The sequence below is a fragment of the Tenebrionibacter intestinalis genome, assembly GCF_016632365.1.
Classification (GTDB): domain Bacteria; phylum Pseudomonadota; class Gammaproteobacteria; order Enterobacterales; family Enterobacteriaceae; genus Tenebrionibacter; species Tenebrionibacter intestinalis.
Window position 1 is genome coordinate 1 of sequence record NZ_JAEPBH010000158.1, and the last position, 711, is coordinate 711.

General features: G+C 41.8%; 2 protein-coding genes. Both read left to right on the plus strand.

The genetic code is table 11. The annotated features are described in order from the left end of the window. A partial coding sequence (locus JJB97_RS18280) for a DUF4258 domain-containing protein (RefSeq protein ID WP_238715510.1) occupies positions 1 to 349 on the plus strand: 349 nt, incomplete at its 5' end. Continuing rightward, positions 336 to 641: a hypothetical protein gene (locus JJB97_RS18285; protein WP_238715511.1), complete on the plus strand. Its 306-nt coding sequence runs from the start codon at positions 336 to 338 to the stop codon at positions 639 to 641. The genes JJB97_RS18280 and JJB97_RS18285, both read left to right, overlap by 14 nt. The last annotated feature ends 70 nt before the right edge of the window (positions 642 to 711 follow it).

Here is a 711-nt window from a genome sequence, read left to right on the forward strand (position 1 = left end):
AGGGGATGTGGCTGAAGCGTCAAGGCTGATTAATAAGGCCAGCGAAGAAGTATCAGCAACTCTCCCTATGGGAAGTAAGCGCAATCCAATGAATCAACCAAGTAATCCATCTTATCAACCTGTCAGAAATCAACTAAGTACAATTTATAACCGGGAATACTCAGGACATGCCTTAGACAGAATGCAGGATCGAGGAATAACACCTTCTGTTGTTGAAAATACGATCAAGAATGGGAAAGCGACACCTAGCCGAGGTGGAACAACGGTACATTTTGATCCGGAAAGTAAAGTATCCGTGGTAACAAATGAATCTGGAAGAGTGGTAACGGTTAAATATGGCGATAAATAAAAAGAATGCTATTTGTAAATATGCGCTTAGTTCGCTAAATGACGTTGTTAGCTTTGCAAAGTTCGTCAGTTATGCGGAAGACCTGCCTCAGGTGAATGAGTTGTTTGAGAATGAAGAAAGCAGGGAGAATTACCAACAAATATGGTTTGAGTTGGAAATATTGAACGCACTTGCGCTTTCTGAATGGGAAAATGAAGGACGACCTGCGGACTGGCAATCTCGCTGGGAAACAGACTATAAACATGATGCTTATGAAATAGTTACAAACCTGCTTAAATCATTGAGTGGATAATAACCTTCCAGGCGGAACAGAAAGCAGAAAAGGCCCGAACACGCAGTTACCGGATAACAGCCTGTTTAAA